Annotated in this window: 18 protein-coding genes; 13 read left to right on the forward strand and 5 right to left on the reverse strand. The window is 68.7% G+C overall.

Annotated elements, in window-relative coordinates; translation table 11 throughout:
- The first annotated feature begins 93 nt into the window (after positions 1-93).
- Positions 94-1,161: an LLM class flavin-dependent oxidoreductase gene (locus tag QN358_RS12075; RefSeq protein WP_136643133.1), complete on the forward strand. Its 1,068-nt coding sequence runs from the start codon at positions 94-96 to the stop codon at positions 1,159-1,161.
- Between the two features lie 87 nt (positions 1,162-1,248).
- Here the strand turns inward: QN358_RS12075 and QN358_RS12080 are convergent, their stop codons facing one another.
- On the reverse strand, positions 1,249-2,322 hold the full coding sequence (locus tag QN358_RS12080; protein ID WP_323512516.1) for a DMT family transporter: 1,074 nt from the start codon (positions 2,320-2,322) through the stop codon (positions 1,249-1,251).
- Between QN358_RS12080 and QN358_RS12085 the strand changes: the two genes are divergently transcribed.
- Complete coding sequence (locus QN358_RS12085; RefSeq protein WP_323512517.1) at positions 2,321-3,730, forward strand: PLP-dependent aminotransferase family protein; 1,410 nt, start codon at positions 2,321-2,323, stop codon at positions 3,728-3,730. The two genes, QN358_RS12080 and QN358_RS12085, sit on opposite strands and share 2 nt — an antisense overlap.
- A gap of 88 nt (positions 3,731-3,818) precedes the next feature.
- Here the strand turns inward: QN358_RS12085 and QN358_RS12090 are convergent, their stop codons facing one another.
- On the reverse strand, positions 3,819-4,745 hold the full coding sequence (locus QN358_RS12090) for an LLM class flavin-dependent oxidoreductase (RefSeq protein WP_323512518.1): 927 nt from the start codon (positions 4,743-4,745) through the stop codon (positions 3,819-3,821).
- A gap of 233 nt (positions 4,746-4,978) precedes the next feature.
- Between QN358_RS12090 and QN358_RS12095 the strand changes: the two genes are divergently transcribed.
- From QN358_RS12095 to QN358_RS12110, 4 genes are all read left to right on the forward strand, one after another.
- Complete coding sequence (locus tag QN358_RS12095) at positions 4,979-5,884, forward strand: SDR family oxidoreductase (protein WP_323512519.1); 906 nt, start codon at positions 4,979-4,981, stop codon at positions 5,882-5,884.
- A gap of 113 nt (positions 5,885-5,997) precedes the next feature.
- Positions 5,998-6,933 carry a J domain-containing protein gene (locus QN358_RS12100; protein WP_323512520.1) on the forward strand — a complete coding sequence of 312 codons (936 nt, stop codon included), beginning with the start codon at positions 5,998-6,000 and terminating at the stop codon, positions 6,931-6,933.
- A 267-nt stretch (positions 6,934-7,200) separates the two neighbouring features.
- A complete protein-coding gene (locus QN358_RS12105) occupies positions 7,201-8,505 on the forward strand; it encodes a hypothetical protein (RefSeq protein ID WP_323512521.1) in 1,305 nt (434 codons plus the stop codon).
- A 65-nt stretch (positions 8,506-8,570) separates the two neighbouring features.
- On the forward strand, positions 8,571-8,975 hold the full coding sequence (locus QN358_RS12110) for a VOC family protein (RefSeq protein WP_136643126.1): 405 nt from the start codon (positions 8,571-8,573) through the stop codon (positions 8,973-8,975).
- Positions 8,976-8,983: 8 nt separating this feature from the next.
- Here QN358_RS12110 and QN358_RS12115 read toward each other — a convergent pair whose 3' ends face one another.
- Positions 8,984-9,274: a hypothetical protein gene (locus tag QN358_RS12115; RefSeq protein ID WP_136643124.1), complete on the reverse strand. Its 291-nt coding sequence runs from the start codon at positions 9,272-9,274 to the stop codon at positions 8,984-8,986.
- A gap of 103 nt (positions 9,275-9,377) precedes the next feature.
- Complete coding sequence (locus QN358_RS12120; RefSeq protein ID WP_323512523.1) at positions 9,378-10,031, reverse strand: hypothetical protein; 654 nt, start codon at positions 10,029-10,031, stop codon at positions 9,378-9,380.
- A 79-nt stretch (positions 10,032-10,110) separates the two neighbouring features.
- Here QN358_RS12120 and QN358_RS12125 point away from each other — a divergent pair, with 79 nt between their 5' ends.
- The 7 genes from QN358_RS12125 (at position 10,111) to QN358_RS12155 (ending at position 14,840) form a co-directional block, all read left to right on the forward strand.
- Positions 10,111-10,431, forward strand: coding sequence for a hypothetical protein (locus QN358_RS12125; RefSeq protein WP_136643120.1), 321 nt, complete (start codon positions 10,111-10,113; stop codon positions 10,429-10,431).
- An 83-nt stretch (positions 10,432-10,514) separates the two neighbouring features.
- Complete coding sequence (locus tag QN358_RS12130) at positions 10,515-10,733, forward strand: hypothetical protein (protein WP_323512524.1); 219 nt, start codon at positions 10,515-10,517, stop codon at positions 10,731-10,733.
- Positions 10,730-11,968, forward strand: a complete 1,239-nt coding sequence (locus QN358_RS12135) for a peptidoglycan-binding domain-containing protein (protein ID WP_323512525.1) — start codon at positions 10,730-10,732, stop codon at positions 11,966-11,968. Before QN358_RS12130 ends, QN358_RS12135 begins: the two co-directional genes overlap by 4 nt.
- Entirely contained in the window at positions 11,965-12,612 is a 648-nt protein-coding gene (locus QN358_RS12140; RefSeq protein ID WP_323512526.1) for an ABC transporter ATP-binding protein, read from the forward strand. Before QN358_RS12135 ends, QN358_RS12140 begins: the two co-directional genes overlap by 4 nt.
- A 31-nt stretch (positions 12,613-12,643) precedes the next feature.
- Positions 12,644-13,333 carry a hypothetical protein gene (locus QN358_RS12145; protein ID WP_323512527.1) on the forward strand — a complete coding sequence of 230 codons (690 nt, stop codon included), beginning with the start codon at positions 12,644-12,646 and terminating at the stop codon, positions 13,331-13,333.
- Positions 13,288-13,791 (forward strand): FtsX-like permease family protein, encoded by a 504-nt coding sequence (locus QN358_RS12150; protein WP_323512528.1) that lies wholly within the window; start codon positions 13,288-13,290, stop codon positions 13,789-13,791. The genes QN358_RS12145 and QN358_RS12150 overlap by 46 nt, the downstream gene beginning before the upstream one ends.
- A 38-nt stretch (positions 13,792-13,829) precedes the next feature.
- Positions 13,830-14,840, forward strand: a complete 1,011-nt coding sequence (locus tag QN358_RS12155) for a 3-methyladenine DNA glycosylase (RefSeq protein ID WP_323512529.1) — start codon at positions 13,830-13,832, stop codon at positions 14,838-14,840.
- Here the strand turns inward: QN358_RS12155 and QN358_RS12160 are convergent, their stop codons facing one another.
- Positions 14,841-15,212 (reverse strand): RNA-binding S4 domain-containing protein, encoded by a 372-nt coding sequence (locus QN358_RS12160; RefSeq protein WP_323512530.1) that lies wholly within the window; start codon positions 15,210-15,212, stop codon positions 14,841-14,843. It lies immediately after the preceding gene.
- Positions 15,213-15,232: the final 20 nt, after the last annotated feature.

Consider the following 15,232-nt stretch of genomic DNA (forward strand, 5'->3'; position numbering starts at 1 on the left):
ATATATTGGCCGCAGTCACGTTACAATGTATGCAAACGTATGAAAAGTCGCGGCACACGAAGAACGCGGCACAGACGAAGATGGGGTCAGAAAATGACAGAGCAGGTTCACGCAGATTCGATCGAGTTCGGTCTCGACACCTTCGGCGACGTCACCCAGGCGCCCGACGGCGGCCCCGTGTCGCAAGCGCAGGTCATTCGCAATGTGGTCGAAGAGGGTGTGCTGGCCGACCAGGTGGGCCTCAGCTTCTTCGGCGTGGGCGAGCATCACCGTGAAGACTTCGCGGTGTCGGCGCCCGACGTGGTGCTGGCGGCCATCGCGGCCCGCACCACGAACATCCATGTCGGATCGGCGGTCACGGTGTTGAGCTCTGACGACCCGGTGCGGGTCTTTCAGCGCTTCTCGACCCTCGATGCGATTTCGGATGGCCGGGCCGAAGTCATTCTCGGCCGCGGATCGTTCACCGAGTCGTTCCCGCTCTTCGGCTACGAACTCAGCGACTACGAAGTCTTGTTCGAGGAGAAGCTCGACCTGTTCACCGAGCTGTTGAACGAGACGCCGGTGACCTGGAAGGGCACCACCCGCGCCGCGCTGGTGAACCAGTCGGTGTACCCCACAACAGAGAGCGGCAGCCTCCGCACCTGGGTGGGCGTGGGCGGCAGCCCTGAATCGGTCGTTCGTACGGCCAGCCACGGGTTGCCGATGATGCTTGCCATCATCGGCGGCTCGCCGGTGCGCTTTCTGCCCTATGTCGACCTCTACAAGCGGGCGTTCGCGCAGCTCGAGCAGCCGGAGCAGAAGGTGGGTATGCACTCGCCCGGTTTTGTCGCTGCGACCGACCAGGAGGCGCGCAACGAGTTCTTTCCGCACTACCGCGACATGCACGCGCGCATCGGCGCGAGTCGGGGCTGGCCCGCACTCACGCGTCTGCAGTTCGACGCAGAGGCGAGCCCGGAAGGTGCGCTCTACGTGGGGTCGCCCGAGACTGTGGCGAAGAAGATCGCGCGAAACGTCGAGGCCCTCGGAGTGAGCCGGTTCGACATGAAGTACAGCGCCGGCACCCTCTCTCACGAAAGCATGATGAACAACATTGAGTTGTACGGCACGAAGGTCGTTCCGATGGTCAGAGAGCTGCTCGCCGCGGTGCCCGCGAGCGTTTAGCGCGCTCGACTTTCCCGACTCTGTCGCCTGCGGGGGGTGTGAGCGACAGAGTGGGGAAAGTCGACGGGGTTGGCCGTCGCGGGCGGGTCAGGCGGAGGCGGGCGCGGGCGCGAGAGGGCGGCGCACGCGAGCCCGCACGGCGAAGGCGGCGCACGCCACGACGACAACCGCGGCCACGAGCACCAGCGCGTCGAGGCGTTCGCCGAAGAGCAGCGCCGCCCACACGATGGTGAGCACCGGCTGCAGCAACTGCATCTGGCTCACGTTCGCGATAGGCCCGATGGCGAGACCCCGGTACCACGCGAAGAACCCGAGGAACATGCTGACCACGCTCGCGTAGCCGAACGCGATCCAGCCGCCCACGCCCGCCTCGATCGGGGCTCTGGATGCTCCGACCCCCGCCACGACCGCCATCACGGGTAGCGCCACCACGAGCGCCCAGCAGATGGTCTGCCATGATCCGAGTTCGCGGGAGAGCAGGCCGCCCTCGGCGTACCCGATCGCCGCGAGTACCACCGCGCCGAGCAGCAGTACGTCGCTCGGCTGCAGCCCGGCCATCCCGCCGAGCGCGTCAAGACCGCCGCCGCTCACGGCTACGAAGGCGATCACCGCCAGGAGCCCCGCGATACTCGCCACCCAGAACCGGCGGCTGGGGCGCTCGCCGCCGCGCACAACTGCGACCACAGCTGTCGCGGCGGGCAGCACCCCGATCACGACGGCGCCGTGTGCGGCGGGCGCGGTCTGCATGGCGAAACTGGTCAGCAACGGAAACCCCGCCACGACCCCGGCGGCTACAACCAGCAGTCGAACCCACTGGGTGCCGCGCGGTCGGGGCGGCCGGATGATCGCCAGCACCACGATCGCGAGCAACCCCGCCACCACCGCGCGACCGGCGCCCACGAACAGCGGATCGAGCGTCGACACCGCCACCCGCGTGAACGGCAGCGTGAACGAGAATGCCAGCACCCCGACGAACCCGAACAGCAGCCCTCGGTTCGCCCGCGACCCGTGCGCGTGGCCGGGTGGGTCGGCTTCCGTCACGGTTGCCCCGATTGCTCCGCCTGCGCCTGGAGTGTGCGCCCGGGCGTGGCAGATGCGGGATGCATCGGCGGCCGATAACGGATGCACGGCGGGGGCGATAGCGCTACTCTTGCTTTTCATGCAGCACGATAGCACCGAAGCGCGCCTCGAGCGCCACCTGCGCCACCAGATCGCCGGCGCGCGGCCGGGCGCCCGCCTGCCGAGCACGCGCAGCCTGGTCGCTGAGTTCGCCGTGAGCCCGCTCACCGTGCAGCGCGTCGTTCAACGCCTCGCCCAGTCGGGAGTCGTCGAGACGCGACCGGGTTCGGGCACCTTCGTAGCCGCACCGCGCACCCTCGCCCGCGCCGACTTCTCGTGGCAGACCACCTCGCTCGGCCCGGCGCGCAACAGCTCCACCGCCGTGGGCACCGCCATCTCGACCATCTCGCCCGACGTCATTGCCATGCACAGCGCCTACCCGGCCGAAGACCTGCTGCCGCTGAGGCTGGTTCGAAGCGCATTCGCTCGGGCGGCACGCGGGCGGGCAACCATCGACCGGCCGCCCGTGGCGGGGCTGGGTGACCTGCGGGCGTGGTTCGCGAACGAGGTCACAGGCGTGGCTGGGGCGGGAGCATCCGGAGTCTCGGCTGACGATGTGATCGTGGTTCCGGGCAGCCAGAGCGCCCTCACCTCGATCTTTCGTGCGCTCGCGCAGCCCGGCGACGCGATCGTCATGGAATCGCCCACCTATTGGGGCGCCATTGCGGCGGCGCACCAGGCGGGGTTGGTCATCGTTCCGATCGCTCGCGGGGCTCGCGCGCCCGAAGCGCAGGCGCTCGACGACGCCCTCGCATCGAGCGGCGCGCGGCTGTTCTACGCCCAACCGCACTTTGCCAACCCCACCGGCGCGCTCTGGAGCCCGGCCGAATCGCGCGCCATTCTCGAGGTTGCACGGGCCCGAAACGCGTTCGTGATCGACGACGACTGGGCACACGACTTCGGCATCGACGCGGATGCCCGGCCGCTGCTGCTCGACGACACCGACGGGCACGTGGTGTACCTGCGCTCGCTCACGAAGAGCGTCTCGTCGGCGATGCGCATCGGCGCGGTCATTGCCCGCGGCCCGGCGCTCGCCCGCATCCAGGTCGACCGCACGGTGACCGACCTCTACGTGAGCGGAACCCTGCAGGCCGCCGCGGTCGACATTCTCACCGACCCGGGTTGGCGCACGCATGTCGTGCGGCTGCGCCAGAATCTCCGCGAGCGTCGCGACAGCCTCGCCGGGCTCGTGGTCGCCGAGCTCGGCGCCGACGCGCTCACATTTCTGCCCAAGGGTGGCCTGAACCTCTGGCTGCGCTTCGACGACCGGGTGGATGTTCGCGCCCTCGTCGCCCGCGCCCTGGCCTCGGGGTTGGCCGTCGCGCCCGGGCACGACTGGTTTCCCACCGAACCGCCGGGCGCATTTGTGCGGCTGAACTTCTCCGGGCCGCGGCCCGACCGCTTCGAGGAGGCGGTGGGCATTCTGTCTCGGGCTCTCGCGAACGCCTGAGCGCGGCCGGTTCATGCCCTCGGTCGGTGCCCTCGGTCAGTGCGGCCGACCAGGCCAGTCGGTCAGTGCGGCCGACCATGCCAGACGGTCAGAGCAGCCGGGCGAGGGAGTCGAGCGCAGCGACCGGGTCGGGGCCGACCGGGATGAAGACCACCGAGTGCGCCCCGGCGTCGTGGAGGCGGGCGAGGGATGCACGGGCATCCGGAACCGTGCCCACAATGGCGAGGCGATCGACCCAGGCATCCGGCAGCGCCGCCACGAACTCAGCGCGGCTGGCAGAGCGGGTGCGGAGGGCGGCGAAGTCGGCCGCGAAGTCGAGCGGAATGATGTGCGGGGCCCAATCGGGTTCGCCCACCCACTCGAGTGCCGGTCGGGCCAGGTTGCGCGCAACCACGGCGTCATCGTCGACGGCGGCCACGTTGTACGCCACGATGCGATGCGGGCCACGGGCCGCGATGCTGTCGAGGGCCGCCGCGAGGTACTCGGGGGTGACGGGTTCGGCGAGCACGGTTCCGTCGGCGTGTCGGCCCGCGAGGGCGAGCGATTTGGGCCCGCGAACGCCCGCAAGCACGGCCGGAACGATGCTCGGAGCGTTCTCGAGCTGTACCCCCGAGAGCTGCACGTAGCGCCCATCGGCGGTCACCCGTTGCCCGCGCAGCAGTTCGCGCATGCCGCGCAGCGTCTCGCCGAGCAGGGCCAGCGGGCTGGCGGGCCAGGCGCCCACCTCGCGCATCCAGACGGGCATGCCGTGGCCGATTCCCGCCGTCACCCGGCCCGGAAACAGCTCGGCGAGCGTCGCGATCTCCATCGTGACGAAGGCCGTGTTACGGGCCCCGGCGGGCAGGATGCCCAGCCCCACGTGAATGCGGGGTGTCGAGGCCAGGGCAACTGCCGCCTGCGCGATGCCGCCGCGAAAGTAGCAGTCTTCGACTACCCAGAGTTCGTCGAAGCCGAGCGCATCGGCCCGCTGGGCGAACTCGACGACGCGCCCGGCGGGCAGGTCGCGGGGCAGCATGACGCCGACGGCGCGGTCGGTGCTCCCGCCTGTGCTGGGTTGCAGGGCCAGCGGGGCATCCGGGCCGGTGCCGCTCAGGGGGTGCCCTCTTCGCTGGCCGTCATGACTCTCCTCTATGTCGTCCGCGCTCGACTCCGAGACTGTCGGTGAGCTGACTCGAGGGTACCGGCGACTCCGCCTCGCGCGATAGTGGAGTCTGTGGGCTCTCTCAGCGACACCGTTAGTGTCGAGGCATGAACACTGACGTTTCTGCCCGGCCCGTCGCCCTCGTCACGGGCGTCGGCCGCGAGATCGGCATCGGAGCCGCCATCGCCCGGCGCCTCGCCCGCGACGGATTCGACCTGGTCATCACCTACTGGTCTGCCTACGATGACCGGATGCCCTGGGGAGTCATGCCCCGAGACATCGACACCATCGCCGCCTCGCTCCGCGCCTCTGGTGCCCGCGTCTCGACGGTGGCGGCCGATCTCACCCTGGTCTCGGCGGCCGAAGAGATCTTCGATCACGCGGAGCGCGAGGTAGGCCCGGTGTCGGCGCTCGTACTGAGCCACGCCGAGTCGGTCGATTCGGGCCTGCTCGACACCTCGGTCGAGAGCTTCGACCGGCACTTCGCGGTGAACACACGTGCCTCCTGGTTGCTGCTGCGGGAGTTCGGTGTGCGGCGAGCTCGTGCTGCGGAGAGGTTGGGGGTGCCGATGCCTGTGCCTGTGCCTGTGCCTGTGCCTGGGCCGCTACCTGTGCCGGTGGCGTCGCCGCTGCCGCTGCCGCTGGCGTCGGCGTTGCCGCTGCCGCTGCCGCTGGCGTCGGCGTTGCCGCCCGGGCGCATCGTCGCCCTCACGAGCGACCACACCGTCGGCAACCTGCCGTACGGCGCCAGCAAGGGCGCCCTCGACCGCATCGTGATCGCGGCGGCGCGCGAACTGGCGCACCTGGCTGTCACGTCGAACGTGGTCAACCCGGGGCCCACCGACACCGGGTGGATGACCGCAGAGCTTCGCGCCGAGGTTCTCGCCCAGACGCCGGCAGGCCGCGCGGGCACTCCCGCCGATGCCGCCGCGCTGGTCTCGTTCCTCTGTTCTGCTGAGGGCGGCTGGGTGAACGGGCAGCTGCTGTACTCGAATGGCGGGTTTCCGGCCTGAGCAGCCCAGAGCGAAATTGCGCACAATTTCAGCCGTACGCCAAGCTGGGAGCGTTACCCTCAGCTGACCCCGACCCGTGCACGCTTGTGCAGCCCGAAAGCGAGACGCCCCGCATGCCCGCCAGCCCGGCCTCAGAGACGCCGTACGAAGTTCTCGGAGTCGACCCCAGCGTCACTGATGACGAGCTTCGCCACGCCTACCGCCGGTTGCTGCGCGAGACGCACCCCGACACCGGGGGCAGCGCGGCGCGCTTTCACGCCGTGCAGGTGGCATGGGAGCACATCGGCACCCCCGCCGATCGGGCCATCTACGACTCGGGGCGTCAGGCCGATTCGATGGCTCCGGATGCTCGTTCACACGGGAGCGCCGGTGCGGCATCCTCGCCCTTCCGCCCTGAGGGTTCATCGCTGAAGGCTCGTTCATACGGGCACCCCGGCGGCGACGAACGGCAGCACTACCTGACTTTGATGCGCGAGTGGGTGGGGCGCGGTGTCGAGCTGAAAGACCCGTACGACCCCGCGCTCGTGCGGTCGGCTCCCCGGGAGATCAGGCGGTGGCTCGCGAAGGCCATTGCCGAAGAGGAGACGGCGCGCATCGTGTCGACCCTCGGCATCGGGTACACCGTGTGGAACAACGTGGCGGTCGCCCGCACGGGCGGCAACATCGACCACATCGTTCTCGGCCCGGCTGGGTTGTTCGCCCTGCAGTCGCACGACTGGGGCGGCGAGGTGCGGCTCTCGAAGGGCGAGCTCGTGGGGGAGCGCATTGACGACGATGAAGAACCGCTGCATGAGCTGGCCGTCAATGCGAAGGCGCTCGGCAAGTCGGTGGGCGTGCGATTCACGGCGCTGGTGGTGGTTGTTCCCGACGGCGATCTGGCGGTGCCGTTCGACCAGGTCGAACGCGGCCGGCAGTCGGGATCGGTCGTGATTCGACGGTCGGTTCTGCCGCAGTCGCTGCGCAACGGGGTCTCGGGGGGCGAGCGCGCGAGCGTCGACCGGGTGTTCGAGTTGCGCGAGCGACTGCAGTCAGGCATCCGATTCGTCTGAAAACCGTCTACATCACAGGTTTCTGAGAATAGCGACAGCGATGTGACAAATTGGTAACGGTTGGGTAACCTCGAGAAGTCGTCTCACCTCCCGAAGGGTGAGACGGGTGCAGTGAGCAGAGGTGTGTTCACTCGTACCAGGCCGGTGAAACACGCACGGCCACATAAGCACCGCAGTGCTGGAGGACTACTACACGTGACTGATTCGAGCGAAATACCAGAAGCCACAGGCGATCTGGTACCCAGCCCGAGTTTTCAAGTACCCGTCGTGACCGCCTCTCTCTCCCGTCGCCAGTTGCGCCAGCGCGAATCGATTGCTTCAGTCGAGCCTCTCATCGAGACGCGTCGCGAACGCCGCGACCGTGAACTCGCGGCGGCCATGGCCTCGTCGATCGGCGCCGAAATGGCCGCGACCGCCGCGGCGAGTGTGCCCGAGGTGGTCGCTCCCGCGGTTCCGGATGCTCGCCGCCGCGACCGTCGTGCCGCCGTCACGAGCGACGTTCCCATTGTGGCGACCACGCCGGTTGTGGCCACGCCGGTTGACGTTGCCACCGTTGCCGCCATGCCGGTGGTTTCGACCCCCGTTGCCGCCAAACCCGTTGCCGCCACGCCTGTTATCGCCCCGGCCCCTGCGGTTGTTGCGTCACCGGCGGAATCTGTCACCCAGCCCGAACCGTTCGTCGAGCACACGACGGTGTCGTCGCTCACGTTCTCGCGCCTCGACGGCGCCTCCGAGCCGCGTGGGGCCGCTGCGGCGGTGTCGACCGCGGGAAGGCGGGTTCTTCCGCGGATGCGTCACCGGGCATCCATCGACCGGCCGCACAGTCGTAGGCGCGGCATCGTCAACACGGTGGTGATGTTCGCCACGGCGGGCCTGGTGGCGACCCTGGCGCTGCCGGCATATGCGTACAGCGATTCGAACAGTGTGAACAACCCGAATCTTGCGGCCTCGAGCCAGCTGGGCATCCAGAGCCTGACCGTTGCCGGAGTGAACGGGCAGCAATCGGTTCGTGACAGCTACACCACCACGGGCGACCTCGCGGCGATGGACTCGACCCAAGGCTCGACGGTGTCGCCCACGGTGCAGGCTCTCGCGGCCGAGCTGATGGTCGACGTGGCGTCGGGCAAGCTGGTGGGGTCTGTGCCCGATCACATTCAGGAGATCAGAAACCTCGCCAACGGCGTCGCTGTGAAGGGCTGCGGTGTCGACTACCGCATTCTGCAGGTCATCAAGGTGGTCGTCGACAACTTCGACAAGGTGGGTGTGAGCGATATCAACCGGCTCTGCACCGGGCAGATCGAGGGTGCCGGAACCGCTTCGTCGCACTACAAAGACGGCGGCGGCCACGCGGTCGACTTCTACATTCTGAACGGCCACGGGCTCACGGGTGCCGACGCCGACTCGATCAAGCTCATCAAACTGCTCGACCCGCTCGTGCCCCCCGGCACCGGCCTCGGCCAGTCGGAGTGCGGTCGCTCGATCTCGACCACGAACTTCGTGGCCTTCCAAGACACGTGCACCCACGACCACATCGACTTCGGCAACGCCAAGGGTCTCAGCCTCAAGCTGTAGGGCTGGCGCGCCGTCTGCGTCAACCCGATGTTGACGCTGTGTACTTCGCTCGATACGGTGAGGGCATGCCGACCAAGATCTTCGTGAACTTGCCCGTGACCGACCTCGAGAGGAGCGTCGGGTTCTACTCCAGTCTCGGCTGGCAGATCAACCAGGCTTTCACGAACGAGAACGCCGCGTGCGTGGTCGTCTCCGGCGAGATCTCCGTGATGCTGTTGCTGCACCCCTTCTTCGCCCAGTTCACGACGAAACCGATCGCCGAGCCGTCGACGGTCGAGATGATCCTGGCGGTGGGGCTCGACACCCGTGACGAGGTCGACGCCGTGGCCGAGAACGCGCTCGAAGCGGGAGCGGTGGCGTTTCGAGAGACGGAAGACCACGGTTTCTCCTATACGCGCACGTTCGCCGACCCCGATGGGCACCTGTGGGAGCTCTTCTGGATGGACGCATCGGCGATGCCGGGCGCGTGAAGCAGGCCTCAGTGCTCGGCGTACCAGCGGCCGCCCTGGCGACGCGTGACCTGGTAGGTCACGACCTCGGCGAGTGACCTCAGTTCGCTCAGCACCGCGTCGGCGACGATGAACGCGTGGGCGGCGTCGTCACCCGTGAAGCGAACGGTGATGCGCGCACTGCCGCTGACCACTGCGAGATCGCTCGCCTCGACGGTGGTGAGCGTGCGGGCAGCGGCTGCGGCCCGCGGTACGAGCGACGGCGGGGCGACTCCGGTCTTGAGGGCGCCGATCATGACAGTCACGCGAAACGAGGGCACTCCGTCAGCCTACCGGCGGGCATCCGGTCGCCGTGGAGCCGTGCGGGATGCTCTGCAGGATGCCGTCTGGTGCCGTTTCTCGATCGATCACGGCTTCGCGGCCCTACTTCAGCGCTCCCGGAACAGGTTGCGGGCAGGCGTGGTTGATGGCGGCCCACGCATCGTCTGACATGCTCTGGCTGATGGCGGCGAGGCTCGACGAGGCCATCGCCGACCAGGGTGCCGAATCGTAGGTGTCGAGAAATGTCTGCAGCGTGGGCGGGTCGGGTACCGAGTAGCCCGCTCTGATGAGACAGGTTCGCTCGGCCACCTCGGCGGCGTAGAGCAGGTGTTTCTGGTTGTCGTCGACCGGAAACTGCGCCTTCACCTCGGTGTTGCAGCTCCACGTGTCGGCGAGGTACAGCTCGTACTGCGCCTTCGGAATCGTGTCGCTGCCCGCGACGATTCCGCCCTCGGGGGTGATCTTCACGTTCCAGCCGCGCGCGACGATGCAGCGGTAGAGCGCGTCGGCGAGGGGTGAGTCGCTGAGCTGCTGTGCGGCCGCGGGGTTCTGTGCTGCCTCAGGGTTCTGGTCGGTTGCGGGCTGCCCGGCGGGCTGCCCAACGGGCTGTTCTGCGGCCGTCGGTTCCGGATGCCCGGCCACAGTACTGCACGCCGACACCCCCGCGAGGGCGCACAGCACAACCGAGCCGAGGGCGAGCAGCCCACGCGTGCGATTCGGTCGAAGCGGGCGTTGTGGTCTAAAAGCATGAGGCATATAGTGAGGTTTCATCATCTACAGAATCGCACCGAAATCGTCTGAGGTCAATGCGTTTTCGGTGCCGAAAGGAATCAGTATGAAACTCCTCCACTCCGCCGTCGCGGCTGGCGCCCTGGCTGCCGGGCTCGTTCTGGCTGGCACGCTCAGTGCATCAGCATCCACCGACGTCGGCTCGCAGATCTGCGGGTTCGGCGGCCCCTCGGCGGCCTCGACGGCGTACGTGAACGCCACGAGTGTGCACTACCACCAAGCCAACGGCGCCTGGTGGACCAGCCAGACCTTCGGCTCGGGGTTCCACCGCTTCGCGTCGGGCAACGGGGTCGTGACCATGCAGATCTCGTACCCCTCTGGCACCGAGACCGGGCACGCGTTCTCGTGCGCGAGCAGCTCGTTCTGATCGGGCCTGTAGCGGTGGGCCGGCCCACATCAGCCTGACGGGCGACCGCCCGACTCACGATCATCTGGACAAAAGGAGTGTGTATGCCCATGGGGCCGTTCGAAACCCTCGCCGAGGTGAAGACGAGCTGTGCGCGGGGCCGGGTGCTCGGCTCCGACCCGCTGCTGCTCGCATGCGCTGAGTCGGGGGTGCGGCTCGGGCGGTTCGACCGGCGGGTTCTCGACGAAGTGAATCAGCTCGACAGCGAGACGGTGTGGGTTCTGGCCTCGATCATCCGTCGGGCGGCCCGGGAGGAGCGGTGACGGCCAGAGCAGCCCGGGCACGCACCGCTCTGGTGGCGGTGCTCGGGATGGCCGCGCTGGTGTGCGGCACGGGGTGGGCGTTTGCGACCATCCTGCTGCCGGCGCCCGCGATCGGCGCCAATGACGGGTACACCACCGTCGAGGCCGTTGAGGGTGAGGTGGGTGCGCACCTCACCCTCAACGTGGCCGCCCAATGGTCGTCGAGTCCGGTGGCCATGAACGAGGCTGCCGGCGTCGTGACATCGGTCGACGCCGTCGCTGGGCAGCCCGTGTCGCAGGGCGGGCGGCTGTACTCCGTTGACGAGCATCCGGTGGTGGCGGCGCGGGGGCAGATTCCCGCGTACCGGGCCATCACGGCCGGTGACTCCGGTGACGACGTGCGGCAGCTCCAGTCGATGCTCGCCGACGGCGGGTATTTCGCGGGCGAGCCTGCGGGGTCGGCGAGCACGGGGGTTGTCGATTCGGTGACCGTCGATGCGATCGAACGGTGGCAGCAGGCGAGCGGAGAAGTATCCAGCGGCGGCGTACTGAGCGGCAACGTACCGAGCGGCGGCGAGGCACGCGGAACCGTCGCCTACGGCGAGGTGGTCTTCGTGCCCGACCTGCCGGCCCGACTCGCCCTGGCGACCGACATCGTCAGGCGGGGCGCCACCCTCGGTGGCGGTGAGCCCGCGATTCTCGGCCTCGGAGATGTACCAGAATTCACTCTGCCGGTCGGCGAAAGCCAATCGGCCCTCATACCCAACGGCACCCGTGTCGACATCAGCGGAAGCGGTGGAGACACCTGGCATGCCCTTGCCGCCGGCCGCAGCACCGCCGACGCGGGTACCGTTGTCATCTCGCTCACAGGCGACGGAGGCGGCTCCGTCTGTGGCACGTCGTGCGATGGCATCCCGGTGGGCGGGCAGACCCTGCTACCCGCCTCGGTGATCACGGTGCCGACCGTTCGGGGCACGATTGTTCCCTCGATCGCACTGCGAACGGATGCCACACACACCCTCAGCGTTCTCGACGACTCCGGCGTCACCCACCCCGTGGCCGTCGCGGCCGAGGCGCAGGGCATGTCGGTCGTGACGGGCATCGACCCGGGGCTTCGCGTGCGCATCCCGTCGCCTGCTGGGGCTAGTGGGGCGGTGGCAGCTGACGGGGCTGGAGGAGCTGACGCGGCTGGGAGAGCTGACGGAACTGGGGGAGCTGACGGAGTTTGGGGAGCTGACGGGGCTGGTGGGTCGTGAGCGCGGGCGCGTCGCTCGAGGTGCGCGGCCTGACGTTCGGCTACCCGGCAGTCGCCCCCCTCTTCAGCGAGTGGAACGCATCGTTCGGGCCGGGCGAACTCGTCGCCATCACGGGCGCGTCGGGCCGCGGAAAGTCGACGCTCCTCTATCTCATGGCGCTCATGGTGCGGCCGGCCGCAGGTGAAATCCGTTTTCGCGGTGAGAGAGTCGATCAGCTCCGCGACTCCGAGCGTGCTCATCTTCGCGCTGAGTCGGTGGGCTTCGTCTTTCAAGACGCCACGCTCGACGCCAGCCGCACCGTTCTCGACAATGTGCTCGAGTCGTGCCTCTACCGCGGGGTGTCTCGCGGCGCGAGCATTCAGCATGCGCGCGACCTGCTCAGCCGTTTCGGCGTCGAGCAGCGTGCCGAGCATCGCCCGGGCCAGATCTCGGGCGGCCAAGCGCAGCGCATCGCGCTCTGTCGGGCGCTGATGAACGACCCGGGCATCCTGTTCGCCGACGAACCCACCGGCAACCTCGACCGTGCCTCAGCCGACACCGTACTCGCGGCGTTTCGGGAGCGTGCCGCGGCCGGGTCGACGGTCATCGTGGCGACGCACGACCCCTCATTGGTGACCGAATGCGATCGAACGATGGCGCTCTGACGTGCGGCGCCGGATGCTCGGCCGCGGCCTGATGCGCGCCACACTCGGTCGCTGCGCGCTGATCCCGCAGGTTCTGCGCCCCACGGCCCCGCGTCAGAGTGCGGCGCTGCTGAGGGAGGCAGCGGCCGGCGCCCGCTCGCAGAAAGTGGGGTCGCTGCTCACGATCGGTGTCATCGCCGCCCTCTGCGCAACGGTGCTGCTCACGGCCGGGCGCACGGCCGCCACCGAAAGCGCGGTGCTCGGCAGCATCGACAGCTCGGGAACACGCTCGATCGTCGTGCGAGCGCAACAGGGCGCCGGGCTCGACACCTCGGTGCTCGCCCGTCTCGCCCACGTCGACGGAATCGAATGGGTCGCGGCGTTCGGCCCCGCCGATGATGTGACGAACGCGGTGTTCGCCGGGGGAGCAAAAGTGCCGATGCGCGCCGCGTACTCCGAGAACTGGGCTCCTCTCGGCGACCCCAGCGGGCCTGTCGCGTCGGATCTGGCCGCGCGCACCCTCGGCTTCGCCGATCGCGTCGGTACGGCCGAGTCGGTTGCGAGTCACCAGAGTGTCGACATCGCGGCCACTCTCCCCGTGCCCGGCTACCTCCATTTTCTTGAGCCACTGCTTATCGTTCCGTACTCGGTTGCGTCGTCGCAGCCATCGCCGAACCCGTCGACGTGCTCGTGGTCGTGGCCGCCACCCCCCGGCAGGTCGGCAGTGTCGCCGCCGTGGTGAGCTCGGTGCTCGGTGTCACCGACGCCAGCACCGTGACCGTCACCACCAGCGAGCAACTCGCCCAGCTGCGCGCAACGGTCGGCCATCAGCTCGGAGGTTTCGGCCAGGGCCTCGTAGAGTCGGTCTTCGCGGCGACCGCAGTGATCGTCGCCGCGATTCTCTCTGCGCTGGTGCTGCTGCGCCGCCGCGACTTCGGCCGTCGCCGGGCGCTCGGGGCCTCGCGAAGCCTCATCGTGCAGCTTCTGCTCACGCAGGTCGGTCTTCAGGCCGTGGCGGGGTCGATCCTCGGCTGCGTCACCACCTCGCTGGTGCTCACGGCTCAGGATGCCCCACTCCCGCCGCCCGCATTCTTCGCCGCTCTCGCACTTCTCGCCGTGGTGACGGCTCTCGCCGCGGCCGCTGTTCCGGCGCTGATCGCATCGCGCCGCGACCCCCTGCGCGAGCTGCGGGTGCCGTGACCGCACCGAAACGGCAGAGGGGTTACTAGGCTCGGGGTATGGCTTCGAGCATCCTGACCCCCACCCTCACGCCGGAGGTGACGCGCGCTCACGCGCAGAAGCCTGCGGAGGTAGGCACGCAGGCTCAGGCTCAGGCTCAGGAGCAGGAGCAGGCTAAGACGCTGACGCTCGACGACTGGCGCGCACGCGAGGCCGCCCACCAGGAGCGGGCCGACGAGTTCACGGCGGGGTGGCGATCGCGGCGGGCGACGGGGGAGCAGCATCCGGTCGATGACTTTCTGTTCACCTACTACCCGTACAAGCCGTCGCTGCTGAGGCGCTGGCACCCCGGCGCCGGAGTCGTGCTCGATGGCGTGCAGGAGTTCGAACGGGCAACCTGGCGCTGGTACGCCCCCGAGGGCGGGGGAGTCGTCGTCGACGCCACAGCGTTTCTCGAGGCTAAGCCTTCGTTGATCGGTTTTGTCGAACGCATATTGTCGCAGACCGCCGCTCGGCCGGCCCAGTTCGCGTGCTTCGGGCTGCACGAGTGGGCGATGGTCTACAAGGTCGCCGAGGGCGAGGTGCGGCACGAGTCGATTCCGCTGCGGCTCAGCGCCGCGGCGACCGACGAGGTGGTCGAATCGAACCGCATCGCGTGCTCGCACTTCGACGCCTTTCGGTTCTTCACCCCCGATGCCCTCTCAACCAACCATCTGAGCCCCACGCGCGAGCACCAGGAGCAGTTCGAGCAGCCCGGCTGCCTGCACGCCGGCATGGATGTCTACAAGTGGGCCATCAAACTCGGCCCCCTGGTGTCGGGTGAACTGCTGCTCGACTGCTTCGAGCTCGCTCGCGACATCCGTCAGCTCGACATGCAGGCGTCACCGTACGATGTGTCGCAGTTCGGGCTCGAAGCCGTGCAGATCGAAACCCGCGAGGGCAAAGCGGTCTACGCCGCGAGGCAGAAGGTCTTCGCTGCCCGGTCGAACGTGTTGCGCGCCCGGGTGCTCGACGCGATCGCCCAGGCACGCGCGGTGCAGCCCGACAACGCCTCGGGCCTCGCCGACTAGCTAACGCCCGCGCAGATCGTCGAGCTCGCGGCGCTCCCGCTTGGTGGGGCGCCCGGCCCCGCGATCCCGCGTCGCCACGAGCGCCACCGTCTCGCGGGGCGGCGGCGGGGGAGTCAGATCGGTGAAACACTCCACGGCCACCGTTGCGCCCACGCGCTTCACGACCAGCCGACTCACCACGACGATCTTGTCGAACCCGTCGACCCGAATGCGCACCTCGTCGCCGGTCTCCACCGTCTGGGCGGCCTTCGACCGATCGCCGTTCACCTTCACATGCCCGGCCCGGCACGCCGCCGTGGCGGCCGAGCGCGTCTTGAACAACCGCACCGCCCACGCCCAACTGTCGACGCGCGCACTGGTCAGGTCAGCCATGGTTCGCGAGGGTCACCACC

This window comes from Subtercola sp. RTI3 (assembly GCF_035018625.1).
Taxonomy (GTDB): Bacteria; Actinomycetota; Actinomycetes; order Actinomycetales; family Microbacteriaceae; genus Subtercola; species Subtercola vilae.

Bases quoted from the DNA above. Each gene is read 5' to 3' on its own strand.
- QN358_RS12145 (WP_323512527.1), top strand. From the start codon at position 12,644: ATGCGCGCCACACTCGGTCGCTGCGCGCTGATCCCGCAGGTTCTGCGC.
- QN358_RS12090 (WP_323512518.1), bottom strand. From the start codon at position 4,745: ATGCTGCCCCGCGACCTGCCCGCCGGGCGCGTCGTCGAGTTCGCCCAG.
- QN358_RS12080 (WP_323512516.1), bottom strand. From the start codon at position 2,322: ATGAAAAGCAAGAGTAGCGCTATCGCCCCCGCCGTGCATCCGTTATCG.
- QN358_RS12085 (WP_323512517.1), top strand. From the start codon at position 2,321: ATGCAGCACGATAGCACCGAAGCGCGCCTCGAGCGCCACCTGCGCCAC.
- QN358_RS12110 (WP_136643126.1), top strand. From the start codon at position 8,571: ATGCCGACCAAGATCTTCGTGAACTTGCCCGTGACCGACCTCGAGAGG.
- QN358_RS12100 (WP_323512520.1), top strand. From the start codon at position 5,998: ATGCCCGCCAGCCCGGCCTCAGAGACGCCGTACGAAGTTCTCGGAGTC.
- QN358_RS12155 (WP_323512529.1), top strand. From the start codon at position 13,830: ATGGCTTCGAGCATCCTGACCCCCACCCTCACGCCGGAGGTGACGCGC.
- QN358_RS12130 (WP_323512524.1), top strand. From the start codon at position 10,515: ATGCCCATGGGGCCGTTCGAAACCCTCGCCGAGGTGAAGACGAGCTGT.
- QN358_RS12120 (WP_323512523.1), bottom strand. From the start codon at position 10,031: ATGCCTCATGCTTTTAGACCACAACGCCCGCTTCGACCGAATCGCACG.
- QN358_RS12160 (WP_323512530.1), bottom strand. From the start codon at position 15,212: ATGGCTGACCTGACCAGTGCGCGCGTCGACAGTTGGGCGTGGGCGGTG.
- QN358_RS12125 (WP_136643120.1), top strand. From the start codon at position 10,111: ATGAAACTCCTCCACTCCGCCGTCGCGGCTGGCGCCCTGGCTGCCGGG.
- QN358_RS12095 (WP_323512519.1), top strand. From the start codon at position 4,979: ATGAACACTGACGTTTCTGCCCGGCCCGTCGCCCTCGTCACGGGCGTC.
- QN358_RS12075 (WP_136643133.1), top strand. From the start codon at position 94: ATGACAGAGCAGGTTCACGCAGATTCGATCGAGTTCGGTCTCGACACC.